The sequence below is a fragment of the Enterococcus sp. DIV0802b genome (genome assembly GCF_050543535.1).
GTDB lineage: Bacteria > Bacillota > Bacilli > Lactobacillales > Enterococcaceae > Enterococcus_D > Enterococcus_D entomosocium.
Window position 1 is genome coordinate 140,939 of sequence record NZ_CP172941.1, and the last position, 16,010, is coordinate 156,948.

Here is a 16,010-nt window from a genome sequence, read left to right on the forward strand (position 1 = left end):
AATGTCAAAAAAAGTATTGATTGTGGATGATGCGGTATTTATGCGCATGAAATTAAAGGATATTTTAGAAAAAAACGGCTATGAAGTCGTGGGGGAAGCCCAAAATGGCCAAGAGGCTTTTGAAAAATACCAAGCAACGACACCAGACTTAGTGACTATGGATATCACGATGCCAGAAGTGGATGGCTTAGAGGCATTAAAAATGATCCGCACGTTTGATGCGCAGGCCAAAGTCGTAATGTGCAGTGCCATGGGACAACAAGGAATGGTGATGGATGCGATTCGCGCCGGTGCGGTGGACTTTATCGTGAAGCCCTTTGACACGGACCGCGTAATCACTGCCATCGACAAAGCCTTTGCCTAATGCCTAGGAGGATAGCGACATGCAGATGATTCTTTTCAAAATGGCTCAGCAGTACTATTTGATCTCGGCGGACTCGGTGGACGAGGTCATTGATGCCCCTTCTTTTACGAAGGTGCCCTTAGCACCAGAGTGGGTGGAAGGGTTGATCAATCTGCGGGGGTCTGTCGTAACGGTGATTCGTTTGGCAAAATTGATTCCCATCATGGAACCAGCCTACGAAAAAAACATATTGATCATAAAGAAGCAAGAGGAGACCAAAGGGGTCCTCGTAGAAGAAGTAATTGAAGTTCTTGATATCACCGAAGACGATATCCAACTAAGCAATCAAGAGACAGAACATGCCGTTGGGGTCGTGACGATCGGTGAAAAAGTAGCCAGTGTGATTCAAATCGATCACATGATTTTTTAAAAAAATGGGGGATTAGTGTGGATCAGGTATTGACGCAGCAAGAGATTGATTTATTGTTGAATGCGATGAGCAGCGGAGAGATCGATCAAGAAATTATTGAGATAGAAGACAAACAAGCCAAAGTGAAAGCCTACGATTTTCGCCGACCAACAAAGCTGTCGAAAGAATACGTCAATACCCTGCACATGATCTTCGAGGATTTCTCGAAGATGAGCAGCAGCATGCTTTCTACCCAACTGCGGACCAATGTTTCTTTGCAGTTGGCAGCTATCGAACAAGTCAGTTATGACGAATTTATCCATTCGATACCAAAATTTACTTTGTTGGGGCTCTTTCATTCGCAGCCTTTGAGCGGGATCCAAATGATCGAGATGAACCCACAACTGTGTATGATGTTGGTGGAGTTGTTGTGCGGCGGATTGGATGTTTATCAAAACAAGCCGATCGAAATGGATTTTAGCGAGAAAAAAAGTTTTACTGATATTGAAACAGCGATCTTGGAAGAAGTAGTAGCACAATTTGTACGGGTCTACCAAAATGTTTGGAAGGACATCGTTGCCTTGGATTCGGTTTTGGATGGAATCGATACGAATCCGCAATTGATGCAAAACATGTCGCCCAACGAACCCGTCGTGTTAGTGACCTTTACTATCAAAATTTTTGAAGTGAAACATTTTATCAATCTATGTATCCCCTATGTCTTCTTTGAAGGGATCATTGATAAATTAAGTTTCCGCAATTGGTTTGATAGCAATCAGCCAGTCAACCAAGACGATAGCCGCGAGTTGCAAAAAAGTTTGAATGGGGTCGGATTGAATCTAGAAGTTCTGCTGGGCCATGCTCAAATGAGTCTTTCTGAGTTTCTCCACTTAGAAGAAGGCGATGTCATCAAACTAGACAAAAAAATTACTGAACCATTAGAGACCTTCATCGATGGAAAACCTTACTTCCGAGCAAAACCTGGGAAGCAAGAGGACCATTTAGCCATTGAATTATTAGACAAGTTAGAAGAGGAGCAAGAACTATGAGTGAACGTTTATCCCAAGCAGAAATCGATGCATTGTTGAATCAAAGTGCCCCAACCCAGCCGCAAGGATTAGAAGAGCAAGTCAAAGTCGACATTATCGGCGAAGTTGGCAATATCTCCATGTCGCAAGCGGCGACGACGTTGTCTTCCATTCTTGATCGTCGGGTCAGCATCACGACTCCCCGGGTGTCTAAAATCAAATTTGGTGAGATCTTAAACGACCTCGTTGCACCAAAAGTAGCAACGACAGTTGAATTTAAAGAAGGCCTTTTAGGCAGTAATTTGATGCTGTTAGAAGTCAAAGATGCCATCGTGATCGCTGATTTGATGATGGGGGGAACCGGTGAAACCAGCAACACCCAATTCACGGAATTAGAGCTAAGTGCTGTGGCAGAAGCCATGAACCAAATGATTGGGACTGCCTCGACTTCGATGGCGACGATGATCAGCCGTAAAGTGGATATCTTACCGCCGATCGTCAAACTATGGGAGACACCAGAAAACATTGAGTATAGCGGGATCGAGGCAGAGGAAGAGATTTATTGTATCTCATTTTCTTTGCGCGTCGAAGGTCTGATCGAAAGCAAAATCATGCAGATCTTTACGGATCCGGTGGTTAACGATATCGCCAGTGCGATGCTGTCCGATGAAGCGACTGTCGTTACTCGAGAAACACCAACACCGCAGCCAACGTCACCCGTTGCTGCGCCTACCCCTGAACCGGCGGCTACATCAAAACCCGTTGAAGTCAGCAAACCGGCGTTTCAAACATTGGCCTCTAGCGGGGTGAGCGATGGGGACAATTTGGACTTGATTCTTGATGTGCCATTGGATCTAAGTGTCGTGTTAGGCCGCAGCAAAAAAACCATTAAGGACATTTTATCTTTCAATACGGGGTCCGTCATCGAGTTGGAAAAACTGACGGATGAACCGCTAGAGATTTTGTTGAACGGCAAACTGATCGCCACTGGGGAAGTCGTGGTCATCAATGAAAACTTCGGCGTACGGATCACCAACATTCTTTCGCAAAAACAACGCATCCACAATTTGCATTAATTTGAAGAAATCGCAAAAAGTTAAACATATGGGTTTAACTTTTTTGTGATTTGACCGATAGTAGAGGGTAGAAGAATGAGAACGGAGGAGAACCTATGAAAATCGAAAGAGGTTACGCAGAATACAGCGACAAGGCCATCAAACGTGAAGCGGTCAAACAAGAAAAGCCAACTGCTGCTCAGACAGAAAAAACCGTCGATGTTCAATTGTCCGAAACAGCTCAAGCCATTCAAAAGAGTGCCAATCAAACAGCCAGTCGCAGTGAACGAGTGGCAGAATTGAAACGAGCGATCAAAGAAGGCACCTACCAAATATCTGCCGAAACAATCGCCGATAAAATGCTGCAGCAAGATGAAAAGCAGGTCGACTAGATGACAGAACGGGAATTTGAGCGTCAGCTACAGCAGTTCTTGCGGTTGCTGCAAAAAGAAAAGACCTGCTTGATCAAAAATCAAGCAGAAAAATTACCAGAACTCGTCGAGAAAAAAACCGCCTTCGTACCCGTTTTTTCCACGTATGAAGGAACTCTTTCAGTGGCGATTAAAGAACTCATCCGCCAGATCCAAGTGCAGCAAGCCGAGAATCTCCTGCTGACGGAGCAAGCCATTAGTTTCCAAACCGTTTTGATGGATGCAGTCAAAGAAAATATCAAGACACCGGCAAATACGTATTCGAAATACCAAGAAAAACAAGCAGTCTCAACAGCGATCATCGATCAAAAAATGTAAGGAGTACTTCTATGACAGGACTATTCGGTTCATTAGGCACCGCAACCCGGGGCATGACCGCCAATCAAGCAGCGTTGCAAACCAGCAGCCACAACATTGCAAATACCAATACAGACGGCTACTCAAGACAACGAGTCAACTTGCAAGCCGAAGCGTCTTATCATTTAGCGGGTGTCGGCAGCATCGGTATGGGTGTGAAAGTCGGCAGTGTCGAACGGATCGTCGATGATTTTGTCATTGGACAAGTACGCAATGCCAATTCTACCTATACATATTATGAACAAAAAGCAGACATATTAGGACAGCTGGAAAGTTTAATGAATGAGCCTTCTGACAACGGACTGTCCAAACAGCTGGCAACGATGTTTGATTCTTGGACCGCATTAGCCAACAATCCTGAACTGGATACGTCTAAGACCCTTGTGCTGGAAAACAGCAGTACATTTGCCGATACCATCAACCAAATGGGCAAACAAATGACGCAGCTGCAAAGCGATACGCTGGATACCATCGAAAAATCCGCGCTGGACTTCAATGAGAAGGTCAAGCAGCTGCAATCCTTGAATGAACAAATCTATGGGTTGACGACGAGTGGTGAGACACCCAATGATCTCTTAGATCGTCGAGACAGTCTGTTGAAAGATCTCTCGGGTCTAGCAGGGATCGAAACCAAGACCGATCAGTATGGTCGTGGGTTTGTATCCATGAGCGGACAGACGATCTTAAGTGCGGAGGAACGCAATACCCTTAGTGTGGTGGTGGGACAAAGCGACACAGGCGCCTTGGTTTCCAAAGACGGCAACGCCTTGAATCCTGCCGAAACCATCACGGGGTCTTATCCAGCTGGAACCGTCTTGTTGACGAAAACCACCGACAATGGCGACACCGCCTATACAGAATTGCCGATCAAAGAAGGGGCGATCGGTGGCCTGCAAGCATCATCTAGTGAAATCGGCAGCCGCTTGACGGAATTGAACAACTTTACGACGACGATCGCGCAAGCCATGAACATGGTCTTTACCGGCGGCGCTTCTCGTACAAGCGGACTATTTGAGATCGGCCAAGATGATACCGGCACAGCGACGACGATTCGGGTCAGCCAAGCACTGTTAGATAACCCAAGTCTGGTGACCGGCGGAACGAGCAATGCAGCAGGAGATGGTTCAAGAGCTGCTGCAATGGCCAAACTCAGCAGTGCCAAATTGGATTTCCCGTTGTCAGAAAAGACGATCGCTTCTTTTGATTCTGAGACATTGACGTTTGCCAATGCAGCATCCGGCATGAGTGTCAGCAGCTATTTTAACAGCATCGTCACCAAAAACGGGATCTCAAAACAGCAAGCCGACAATACGGTCAGTGCCCAATTGTCGCTGCTGAATCAACTAGAATACAAAAATCAATCGGTGTCCGGTGTTTCATTAAATGAAGAAATGTCAGATGTGATTCGTTTCCAACAAGGATTTCAGGCCAATGCCCGCATATTATCGGTCGTTTCTGAAATGTTAGACACATTGATCAATCGAACAGGAGTGTAGAACATGCGTATTTCCAATTCAATCACCTACAATGATTTTTTACGAAATCTAGGAACCAACGCCTCCAAAGTCCAATCCACGTTGAATCAGCTATCGAGCTTGAAAGAAGTCAGCAAGTCCTCGGATAATCCACTGCTGGTTTCAAAAATCATGGATCTCAATGTGTCGTTAAATCAAAACAAAACCTACAATAATACGATCAAAGACAGTATTTCTTGGACAAAAGCCCAAGATTCTACTTTAGAAAGCGTCAGTACCTCGATGCTGCGGATTCGCTCATTGGTTCAATCTTCTGCCAATGCGACAGCCGGCAGTGAGGAATTAGGCGCAAATCGTTCAGAGATCGAGCAAGAGATCGAAGGTATCGTTGAATCATTAAATACCAACTTTGATGGCCGCTATTTATTTAGCGGAACGAATACGACGACGGCGCCTTTTGAGATCGTCAAAGAAAATGACGCCATCGTCGGTATCAAATACAATGGCACCAGTGAAGACTTGCCCCGAGAAATCGCAAACGGGGTCTCGGTGGATCTGTTAGCCAGCGGTGATCGACTGATGAACGAGACGGGCACCGCTACGGATCCTCAAAATTTAAGCACCTACTTCAATGATTTATTGTCTGCGTTGCGCAGTGATGATAAAGATGCCTTAGGGGGCGAGCTTTTAACCGCTCATGACCAGCATGCCACCAATGTAGTGAATGTACGGGCGCAGATCGGCACCCTCTACAATCGCTTGGAGGCGGCAGCTGATCGAAATGAGACGGAAAAGCTGAACTTGACCGAAACACTGTCCAACAAACAAGACGTCGATATTGCGGAAAAGTATATGGAATATCAAAATCAAATGACTGCCTACCGCTCAACATTAGCAATGGGAACAAAGATCATGCAGATGTCCATTCTAGATTATTTAAATTAACCCAAAAAACTTTTGTTCTTTGACGGGAGCAAAAGTTTTTTATTTTTTTTAGAAAAAAGGCTTAACCCTGAACGGTTTCTTCCGATAAATAGTAGCAGAGGGAAACCTTAGCGAATAAAAATTAGGAGGAACTACACATGAGAATCAATACAAACGTTTCAGCATTGAATACTTACTCACGCCTAACGGCAGCAAATGCTTCTAAAAGCAATTCTTTGTCTAAATTATCTTCAGGCTTACGCATCAACAAAGCTGGGGACGACGCAGCTGGCTTAGCAATTTCTGAAAAAATGAAAGGCCAAATCGGCGGTTTGTCACAAGCAAAAAGTAATGCACAAGATGGTATCTCATTGATCCAAACAGCAGAAGGTGCATTAAATGAAACCCACAGCATCTTAGGCCGTATGCGTGACCTTGCGGTTCAAAGTTCAAACGGTACGTTAAGTGATGACGACCGCAGTGCGATCAACAAAGAATACACTGCATTGTCTGATGAAATCGACCGTATCAGCAATACCACTGAATTCAATACAAAAAGCTTGTTAACTGGTGAAGGCGATGATGCGAAATCATTCACTTTCCAAATCGGTGCCAACGCAAACCAAACAATGAGCGTTTCAATCAACAACATGAGCTCATCTGCCTTGAAAGTAAAAGGCTTAGATTTAACACAAGCCATTGACACAAGCGATGCCAAAGCTGTTGCTGCAGCAAAAGATAAAGCAGTAGCGACTGCCTTCAAAGCAGATGCTACAACAAAATATGCAGCGGACGGCACAGTTGATGCGGCAGCTGGTAAAACAGTTGCTGAATTACAAACAGCCATCGATACAGCTGCGGATGATACAGCAAAAGCAACAGCTCAAAAAACATACGATGATGCTTTAGCAACATTTACCGCTTCTGATGAAGGCAAAGCAGCAGCGGCAACTGTCAGCGTTGAAAACAACCCAATCACGAAAATCGATGAAGCGATCAAAGCAGTTTCTGCACAACGTGCGGATCTTGGTGCGGCGCAAAACCGTCTAGAACACACAATCAACAACTTAGGTACAACACAAGAAAACCTATCTGAAGCAAACTCACGTATCCGTGACGTTGATATGGCCCAAGAAATGATGAGCTTTACGAAGAGCAACATCCTTTCTCAAGCAGCAACTTCAATGTTGGCACAAGCAAACTCAATGCCTAACAGCGTATTGAGCTTGTTACAAGGATAATTTTTGATCAAGTGAACCACTGACACAAGGACTGCCTAGGGGAAGCGCAGTTCTTGTGTTTTACATAGTAGCACAAAAACGCTTAGAAATGAGGAAGCTCTGATGGATATTCAGCCAATGTCAGGAATACACCCGATCGAAGCCGTTGCGTCGGTCGCTAAAGCACGTCCGATCGAATCCCTAGATCAAGAGAACGCCAACCTTCAGCCGCAACACCAAGAGGGGAAACTGGCGGAGAAAAAGGAACAGACAGCGGCAACTGAACCGCCGATCCACTATTTTTCAGTAGCCGATCAGCACAAGATCGCAGCCTCCGTGGAGGAAGTGAATCAGCGACTACTTGGCAAAGATATGAAATTGGCTTATGAAGTACATGAGCGCACAGGGCGTACGATGGTGCGTTTAGTGGATATGCAGACCAACGAAGTGATCAAAGAGATCCCGCCCGCCAACATGCTAGACGTGATTGGGAAAATATGGGATGACATGGGCATCGCGGTCGATCGAAAGGGATGAAAACATGGCAAGTGTAACCAGCAGTTCAGGAATCAGTACAACGCTAGGGAGTTATTCTGGCGTGACTTCAGAAGATATTGAAAAATTATTGGCGGCAGATGCGATCAACAAGACCCGCGCTGAGAATAAAATCACGTCGCTAAAAGCACAAAAAACGGCGTGGAGTGATATCAGCACTCGCTTGACTAACTTTTTGTCAAAAGTCGATGCATTACAAAAAGATGATGCTTATCAAACGAAAAAAGCGACGACCACCAATAGCAGCATCGCTTCAATTGCAGGAACAACGGAAGCTCCAGAAGGCACCTATGATCTAAAAGTCAACCAACTAGCAACCGCCACGAAGGTGACGGGGAGTCAAGTAGCTCAAAGCAGCAAAACGGCCCTAAATGTCAGTGGTCAGCTGTCATTGACCAGTTCGGAAGTCGATGAAGATGGCAAACCGATCACCGCTTCGATCGAGATCACTGCCGAAGACAGCTTAAAAGATGTGGCAGCTAAGATCAATGGCCAAAGCAAGACGACCTTCGTTGCAGCGAGCATCGTGGATAACCGTTTGATTTTAACGAATACCAAAATGGGCGACAAAAACTTCTTGATCGACGGCAATGCCGCCGAAGGATTAGGGATCGGTTCAACTGCGGCTACGACGCAAGGCCAACCGGCTATTTTTGAACTAGACGGCATGGAGATCACCCGCGACAGCAATAGTGTGACGGATGTTATCGATGGTGTCACGCTGACGTTAGCGAAAAAAAGCGAGGAGCATGTGACGCTTTCTTTAGCCAATGATACTTCGAAAGTCGTTGATGCAGTACAAGGATTAGTGGATCAATACAATAGCTTGATGAGTTTTATCGGCGATAATTTGACCGTGGGAGATCCTAGTAGTGAAAACAACAAGACGGGGACCTTGGTGGGAGACAGTGCGTTGACCCGTCTACAGACTCAATTGCGAAATTTGATCACCATTCCAGCCGTCAGCGGCTCAAAGCTGACTGCTAATAAGCTAGGCATCTCCACCGTCGATAATGATGGTACATTGGGACTGGATACGACCAAGTTAAAAGAAGCCCTAGCGGAAGATCCCGCTGCTGTGAAGTCCTTCTTTTATGCAAGTACGAAAACCAAAGAAGCCGATGGCACTGCGAGTACGAAAGAGACCGGCTATACATTAGCGCTAAAAGAATTAGCCAACAGCTATGTCGTCAATACTTCAGCCAATAAAGGGATCATTGCCACCAAATCTGCGACCTATGACAGTACCATCAAGGATTTGAACAAACAGATTACACGGTTTGATGATATTTTAGCAATGAAAAAAGAGCGTTACATCACAATGTTTACCAAATTAGACTCCGTGATGATGGAGGCTGAAAATCAGCTGAGTTACCTAAGCAATCAGTTTGCCAATACGTCAAACTAGGCAGGATAGCCGATTAAAGCAGTCATTTTTTCATTCGCATAAGAAACCCTCGTCAACAAGAAAGGAAACAACCTATGGAGCCACACGTATCATTAGATGAACGTTTGAATCAGATTTTAACTGGTTTTGCCCAATGGCGCGGCGACAGCGAAGAAGCCAGTCGTTTGATGGCAGCCAATGCAGCGGTCATAGCAGCCATGCAAGCAGAAGAACAGAGCCATAGTCCACAAACCAGTGCATTGGCGCAACAAGTGATCCAAGCGTATCAAGCGTTCCTAGACCAGGTCAAAGCCCAGCAGCAAGAGATCAAACAAGAATTGGGGCGTTTGAACCGCAAAAACAATCTTGTCAAAACGTATTTGCAGCAAGAAGACAGTGCCGCCTTCGTCGAATTTGATTTATAGTGAGGAAAAAAAGATGAATTATCAAAAAATGCAAAACAACTATCTGCAGAACCAAGTAATGAGTGCCTCCCCCAACAAACTGATTGAAATGCTGTTGCAAGCAGCCATCAAAAACATCAAATTAGCAGTGATCGCATTGGAAAAAGAAGAGTTGAGCCAAGCCCATCAGCAATTTGTCAAGGCGCAGAATATTTTATTGGAATTACGGGTCTCTTTAGACCGTGAGCAAGGCGGCGCTATTGCTGAAGATCTCGATCAGCTGTATGGCTATATGTACGATCAGCTAGTCAGTGCCAATGTCCAAAAAGAGGCAGCCCCTGCAGAAACGGTCGTCCCGCTTTTAAGCGAACTACTGGAAAGCTGGCAAACGATCACCCAATAAATTTGAGAAAAAGCAAAGAAACGACCACCTAAAACCTAGAAAAGTTTAGTAATTGGTTAAATTTTTACCATGTATCCCTTTTCACTAAGCTTTCTTTTTCCCCTCCTCGTCCCTATCTGGTACTCTTTTTATGAGCGTACCGAAAAGGTGCAAGGAGGTTTTTTTTTGAAACAAAAAATAGTACAAAAGCCGCTTTTCTGGCAAGTGGTGATTCTGATTGCAATGAGTGGTGTTTTTTTATTACCGCAGATCTTAGGCCAAGGCATGATTTTGGGCTCTGATGTGGTCTTTCACTTCAATCGTTTTTATGAGACCAGCCAGCAGATCAAAGAGGGCAATTTTCAATATTTTCTTTCTATCTACGGGTTTCAGCAATCTGCTCGTATCGTCAATGCATTATACGGGCCCTTTTTTGCCTATTTCCAAGGTCTGCTGGTCTTGCTGAGTCCTTCGTGGTTTTCCTACCAACTGCTCGCCAATGGGCTGCTCTATCTGCTAGCAGGGTTTTCGATGTTTGGCTTATTAAAGAAACTACGAGTCAATGGCTGGCTGTCAGTGGGGATGAGCATCCTGTTTATGGCGACCTATTCTGTCCAGTATTGGATTGAGCGGCAGGGCTTTTCTGCTTGGGGAGCAGCCGTGTTACCGCTGTGTCTGATTCCACTGATCGCACTAGGGGAACATAAACGGTTGCGGCCTTTTGCGGTAGGGGTTTCCGTGGCGGTCTTATTTCAAATCCATGTGTTTTCAAGCATCTTGTTAGTGCTCTTATATGTGCCCTTTTTCTTACGCGCCTTTTTTGTTGGAACTTCCGGCGAAGAAAAACGACAATTGGTGCTGCGCTTAGCAGGAGCGATCGGGATTTTCTTGCTGCTGACCGCCAATATTTGGTTAGGGATGTTGGATCTCTATACGAGTAACACGTTGATCGCGCCTTTTGTGAATCGCAACATGCAGAACAATACCATTACTGGAACCAGCAGCTATTGGTGGACGACTCCGTACCTGCTGCCAATCTTATGTGCCTTGTTCTTTTGCGGTGCGATTCGTGTATGGCCTCGTCTATCCGGCGGCTTCAAATTAATGACAGCAGCTGCAGCGGTCTTTTTCGTTTTATCATCGAACGCTATTCCTTGGCAATGGCTAGGCAGTCTGGACAATGGTGTGATCAATTTACTACAATTCCCTTTTCGGTTCTTTGTTCCTGCCACGATTTTGATCTTAGTCGGTTTGTGCCTGCTGGTTCCTTATTATCGGGGCAAGCCATTGGCAAATCCGCGTTGGTTCGTCCTCGTTTTAGTTTTGAGTGTTGGTCAAATCCTGATCCAAAACACGGTCAAAATGCAGGACTGGCACTCCGATGAAGCGGCAGTTTCACTGCGAAACCACACCTATCTCTCGGCGGAATCTGAAGCGCAATTGAAGGAAGCCTATTTTAGTAAAGACAAGTCCTTAGCATTAGCGCTGTATCAACGTTCTACCCCAGATTATCTGCCCCTCTATCAAGAGACCAAGAAGAACAAGTACAATTTGTACGGGGAAGAAATCATTGAAAAAAATGATACCGTGGCAAAAACCGTAGAAAACGGGAAACTTACTTTACGTTGGCAAGGTGATCAAGAGGCGTGGAAGGCGTTACCGATCATCAATTACCGCTATACTGAATTGACCCTCAATCAGCAGCCACTAACTGAGAAAGATGTCTCTTTGAGTGCCATTGGTGCCGTTTCTGTCCAACAGCAAGCAGGAGAGAATGTCTTAGTCGTTGACTATGACGCACCTTGGTTTTTCGACGGAGCTTTATGGCTGACGATCATTTCTTGGCTCGCTTTACTCATCGGCTTTATCAGCTGGAAAACAAGACAGCTGTATCGTCGTCGTAAGGTCGTACAAGCTTTATTGAAAGAATCTGAATAAAATGAATAAGAAAAGAACTTCAGCGAGAGGGCTGAAGTTCTTTTTTTGTTGATCAGCAACAGTGTACCTATTTTTTTCCGAGAGAAACAATAATCGTTGCGTGCGCAACAATTATTCCTTATAATAGATAAGACACTTTGAAGAACCAAGAAAGGCAGGAGTGCTCATGGAAGCCATTATCCGCTCAATCAATCATATTGCCCGTCTCGCCACCCTTTATCGGGAAAAAGAACTGAAAAAATTTGGTTTAGGTGGGATGCATCATACCTATATCTTAAACATTTGCCGTCAACCGGGGATCAGTCAAGAAGCCTTAGCCAAGAAGATTTTTGTTAATAAAAGCAATGTTGCCCGTCAACTAGCGATCTTAGAAGAACGAGGATTTATCACTAGAGCCAGCAGTCCCACCGACAAACGACAATTACTGGTTTATCCAACCGAAAAAGCACTTGTCGTCCAACCAAAGATCCAACAGCTGCTTCAAAGCTGGAATGAACAAGTCGTAGCAGGTTTTTCTGCTGCCCAACAGCAGCAGTTGATCGCCGATCTGGAAATCGTCAAAGAAAATTCCCAACGGCTTTTAGCGAAAGCTGAGGCGATGGAATGAATCTTTTGGCTCAATATTTAAAACCCTATATCGGCCGCATTTCCCTTGGCGTCAGCATCAAATTCTTCGGGTCATTGATGGACTTGCTATTGCCTTGGATTTTGGCGTATATCATTGATTCTGTGATTCCCACGAAGCAAGTATCAGCGATTTTTGCTTGGGGCGGGGCGATGGTGGTCTGCTCCATCATCGCAGTTGTCACCAATATCATCGCCAATCGGATGGCCTCTAGTGTTGCTCGCGATACCACCGGTAGTATTCGCCATGATTTATTTGAAAAAGTTTCCTATCTGTCGATTCCGCAAGTCGAAGAAGTCGGGATTCCTTCCTTGGTGTCTCGCTTGACGACAGACACTTACAACATCCATCAAACGGTAGGGATGATCCAGCGGATGGGGATTCGTGCCCCGATTCTGTTATTAGGGGGAATCATGATCACTGCTACATTAGATCCCGTTTTGACACTGGTCTTAGTAGGCGTCTTGCCCTTCACTTTAGTGGCGGCAGTCACGATCTCAAAACGGGGGATCCCCTTGTTTGCCTCATTGCAAAAGCAAGTGGATGTGTTGGTGCGGACTGTCCGAGAAAATGTAACTGGGGCTCGGGTGATCAAGGCCTTGTCTAAAGCAGATTACGAGAAAAAGCGCTTTGATCACGTCAATCAAGACGTAGTAGCTGCGGAAACCACTGCTAATCGAACCATGGCTGCGACACCACCTCTGATGGACCTCTTTTTGAATATCGGGTTGACATTGGTGATCGTCGTCAGTGCCTTTCGCGTCAATCAAGGGTTGACCCAACCAGGGGTCATCATTGCCTTTTTGACCTATTTTACGATCATTTTGAATGCCATGCTCAGTATCACTCGCATCTTTGTAATCGTGTCGAAGGGGCTCGCTTCTGCCGATCGGATCCAATCCGTCTTGCGCCTCCCGCAAAATATGCAAGTCATTGAGGCACCTGTCAAAGAAGAGTCGGCGCATATCGTTTTTGAAAAAGTTTCCTTCACTTATCCTAACGGTACCCGGGTGCTGAAAGACATCGATTTCTCCTTGCAGCCGGGAGAAACCTTAGGGATCATCGGTGCGACTGGTAGCGGAAAATCAACGATCGTCAAATTACTGCTGCGGCTCTATGACCCAACGAAGGGTATGATCCGCATCGCTGGTCGCGACATTCGCTCCATCGATCCGACGGAGTTGCATCAGTTATTCGGTGTCGTCTTACAAAAAGACGTGCTTTTTGCGGAAACGATTGAAGAAAATATCGCCTTTGGCCGGCGGTTTTCCAAAGAGCAGATCGAAGAAGCGGCGGCTCGCGCCCAAGCCAAGGAGTTTATCAATCAACTACCCAAGCGCTTAGCTCATCCACTGCATGCCAAAGGCAGCAATTTAAGCGGCGGTCAAAAGCAGCGGGTCTTGTTATCGCGGGCATTGGCGGGGGATCCGGAAATTTTGATTTTGGATGACTCCGCCAGTGCGCTGGATTATCGGACCGACGCTCAGTTGCGCAAGGTCCTGAAACAGCAGTTTCAACAGACGACGACGATCTTGATCGCGCAGCGGATCAGTTCGATCCAGCATGCCGACAAAATTTTGGTACTGGAAAATGGTCAAATGAACGGTTTTGGCAGTCACCAAGAATTACTAGCAGATAATGTGATCTACCAAGCCATTTATCAAGGGCAGACAGGAGGTGCCGATGATGCCGAAGATGCCGAAGAAAAAAACGGAAAAACCAAAGGATAGCAAGAAAACACTCCGGCGTTTGTGGGGCTATCTCTACGAGTACAAAGGACTCCTGTTGGCAGCCGCTATTTTAATGATGGTCAGCAACATCTTCGCCTTGGTGGGCCCGTTGCTTTCCGGGTACGCCATTGATGCTATTCAACCGGGTCCCGGCAAGGTCATTTTTGAACGAGTCTTCTTTTATTGTGGGCTGATGCTCCTGTTTTATCTTGCTTCTTCCCTTCTTAGTTATCTGATTTCGCTCATGATGATTCGCTTGAGTCAGCGGGTGGTGGCAGCGATGCGCAAGGCGATTTTTGATAAAATCACCGAATTGCCAGTGGGGTATTTTGACCGGGTCGCCACTGGGGATATCATCAGCCGCATCAGTTATGACGTCGATACCATCAATACGTCATTGGCCAGCGATGCCATTCAAGTCCTCAGCAGTCTTGTGACGATCATTGGTTCGTTTGTGATGATGGTTTTGATTTCGCCGCTGCTGGTGCTGATTTTTGTCGTAACGGTTCCCGCTTCGATCTTTTTGACCCGCTTTTTGATGAGCAAATTTCAACCATTGTTTCGCCATCGGTCCCGCAAATTAGGCGAGCTGAACGGCTTTGTGGAAGAGATTATTTCTGGTCAGCAAACGATTAAGCTTTACAACCAAGAAGAAGCGATCATCAGCCGTTTTGATGAAAAAAACCAAGAAGCGGTAGATGCCTATTACAATGCCGAGTACTACGGTAGTATGACTGGTCCTTCCATCAACTTTATCAACAATCTGTCGTTGTCCTTGATCAGTATGTTTGGCGCCTTGCTGTTTTTGTTCGGTCATCTGACACTCGGGAACGTTTCTTCTTTTGTCTTATACTCCAGAAAATTCTCAGGACCAATCAATGAGTTAGCCAACATCTTCAGTGATTTGCAATCGGCATTGGCGGCGGCAGAACGAATCTTCCGTTTGCTGGATGAAGAACCGGAAGTTTCTGATGTTCCTGGAGCCTACGAATACCGCGAGGTGTCTGGTGAGGTCGCCTTTGATCATGTGACCTTCGGCTATCAAGCACAGCAGCCCATCATCAAAGACCTTTCGCTACAAGTACCAGCTGGCAGCTTGGTCGCGATCGTCGGACCGACCGGAGCGGGGAAAACCACCATTGTGAACCTCTTGATGCGGTTTTATGACCCTGACCAAGGAGCGATTCGTTTAGACGGAAAAAATATCCGCCAAGCGACACGCCGCAGCTTACGGCAAAGCTATGCAATGGTGCTGCAAGACACCTGGCTGTTCACGGGAACGATTTTTGAAAATTTGGCCTACGGCAAGGCGAATGCGACGATGGCAGAAGTCCAAGCTGCTGCACAAGCCGCCCATATCCACGACTTTATTATGAGCCTGCCAAAAGGCTATGATACTTTGATTTCTGAAGACGGAACCGGTATTTCACAAGGGCAAAAACAACTATTGACGATTGCGCGAGCAATGCTGTTAGATGCCGATCTGCTGATTCTTGATGAAGCCACATCAAATGTCGACACGCAAACGGAGCTGCTGATCCAAGCAGCGATGACCAAATTGATGAAAGGCAAAACCTCCTTTGTGATCGCCCATCGCTTGTCCACGATTCGACATGCCGACACGATCCTCGTGGTGGAACAGGGCAATATCGTAGAGCAAGGGACCCACGAAGAGTTAGTAGCCAAAGAGGGGCGTTATGCCGCACTCTATCAGGCACAATTTGACGCATGATCCATAACTAGTCCG

17 protein-coding genes are annotated in these 16,010 nt (G+C 45.9%); all 17 read left to right on the plus strand.

Annotated features, from left to right (window positions below; translation table 11 throughout):
• Position 1: 1 nt before the first annotated feature.
• The 17 genes from IGJ12_RS00670 (at position 2) to IGJ12_RS00750 (ending at position 15,995) form a co-directional block, all read left to right on the plus strand.
• Entirely contained in the window at positions 2-364 is a 363-nt protein-coding gene (locus IGJ12_RS00670; RefSeq protein ID WP_003129084.1) for a response regulator, read from the plus strand.
• Between the two features lie 19 nt (positions 365-383).
• Positions 384-773, plus strand: coding sequence for a chemotaxis protein CheW (locus tag IGJ12_RS00675; RefSeq protein ID WP_218192992.1), 390 nt, complete (start codon positions 384-386; stop codon positions 771-773).
• Between the two features lie 17 nt (positions 774-790).
• Complete coding sequence (fliM, locus tag IGJ12_RS00680) at positions 791-1,801, plus strand: flagellar motor switch protein FliM (protein WP_008376586.1); 1,011 nt, start codon at positions 791-793, stop codon at positions 1,799-1,801.
• Positions 1,798-2,856 (plus strand): flagellar motor switch phosphatase FliY, encoded by a 1,059-nt coding sequence (gene fliY / locus IGJ12_RS00685; RefSeq protein ID WP_142437314.1) that lies wholly within the window; start codon positions 1,798-1,800, stop codon positions 2,854-2,856. The genes fliM and fliY overlap by 4 nt, the downstream gene beginning before the upstream one ends.
• A 95-nt stretch (positions 2,857-2,951) precedes the next feature.
• A complete protein-coding gene (gene flgM, locus IGJ12_RS00690; RefSeq protein ID WP_016619539.1) occupies positions 2,952-3,227 on the plus strand; it encodes a flagellar biosynthesis anti-sigma factor FlgM in 276 nt (91 codons plus the stop codon).
• Entirely contained in the window at positions 3,228-3,584 is a 357-nt protein-coding gene (locus tag IGJ12_RS00695; protein ID WP_016609029.1) for a hypothetical protein, read from the plus strand. It begins immediately after the preceding gene.
• Between the two features lie 11 nt (positions 3,585-3,595).
• Positions 3,596-5,119 carry a flagellar hook-associated protein FlgK gene (gene flgK, locus IGJ12_RS00700; RefSeq protein WP_016619540.1) on the plus strand — a complete coding sequence of 508 codons (1,524 nt, stop codon included), beginning with the start codon at positions 3,596-3,598 and terminating at the stop codon, positions 5,117-5,119.
• A 3-nt stretch (positions 5,120-5,122) separates the two neighbouring features.
• Positions 5,123-6,043 carry a flagellar hook-associated protein FlgL gene (gene flgL / locus IGJ12_RS00705; protein ID WP_430619253.1) on the plus strand — a complete coding sequence of 307 codons (921 nt, stop codon included), beginning with the start codon at positions 5,123-5,125 and terminating at the stop codon, positions 6,041-6,043.
• 137 nt (positions 6,044-6,180) lie between these two features.
• Positions 6,181-7,263, plus strand: coding sequence for a flagellin (locus tag IGJ12_RS00710; RefSeq protein ID WP_005226642.1), 1,083 nt, complete (start codon positions 6,181-6,183; stop codon positions 7,261-7,263).
• Positions 7,264-7,365: 102 nt separating this feature from the next.
• Positions 7,366-7,779 (plus strand): flagellar protein FlaG, encoded by a 414-nt coding sequence (locus IGJ12_RS00715; RefSeq protein ID WP_159161146.1) that lies wholly within the window; start codon positions 7,366-7,368, stop codon positions 7,777-7,779.
• A gap of 4 nt (positions 7,780-7,783) precedes the next feature.
• Entirely contained in the window at positions 7,784-9,205 is a 1,422-nt protein-coding gene (gene fliD, locus IGJ12_RS00720; protein ID WP_016611598.1) for a flagellar filament capping protein FliD, read from the plus strand.
• A gap of 74 nt (positions 9,206-9,279) precedes the next feature.
• On the plus strand, positions 9,280-9,609 hold the full coding sequence (locus tag IGJ12_RS00725; RefSeq protein WP_081117664.1) for a hypothetical protein: 330 nt from the start codon (positions 9,280-9,282) through the stop codon (positions 9,607-9,609).
• A gap of 13 nt (positions 9,610-9,622) precedes the next feature.
• Positions 9,623-9,991, plus strand: coding sequence for a flagellar export chaperone FliS (fliS, locus tag IGJ12_RS00730; protein ID WP_008376567.1), 369 nt, complete (start codon positions 9,623-9,625; stop codon positions 9,989-9,991).
• A gap of 165 nt (positions 9,992-10,156) precedes the next feature.
• Positions 10,157-11,908, plus strand: coding sequence for a hypothetical protein (locus IGJ12_RS00735; RefSeq protein ID WP_005232737.1), 1,752 nt, complete (start codon positions 10,157-10,159; stop codon positions 11,906-11,908).
• 166 nt (positions 11,909-12,074) lie between these two features.
• The gene (locus IGJ12_RS00740) at positions 12,075-12,515 is read left to right on the plus strand and encodes a MarR family winged helix-turn-helix transcriptional regulator (protein WP_430619254.1); all 441 of its coding nucleotides are present in this window, start codon (positions 12,075-12,077) and stop codon (positions 12,513-12,515) included.
• On the plus strand, positions 12,512-14,263 hold the full coding sequence (locus tag IGJ12_RS00745) for an ABC transporter ATP-binding protein (protein WP_429968970.1): 1,752 nt from the start codon (positions 12,512-12,514) through the stop codon (positions 14,261-14,263). The genes IGJ12_RS00740 and IGJ12_RS00745 overlap by 4 nt, the downstream gene beginning before the upstream one ends.
• Positions 14,229-15,995 carry an ABC transporter ATP-binding protein gene (locus IGJ12_RS00750; RefSeq protein ID WP_430619580.1) on the plus strand — a complete coding sequence of 589 codons (1,767 nt, stop codon included), beginning with the start codon at positions 14,229-14,231 and terminating at the stop codon, positions 15,993-15,995. The genes IGJ12_RS00745 and IGJ12_RS00750 overlap by 35 nt, the downstream gene beginning before the upstream one ends.
• The last annotated feature ends 15 nt before the right edge of the window (positions 15,996-16,010 follow it).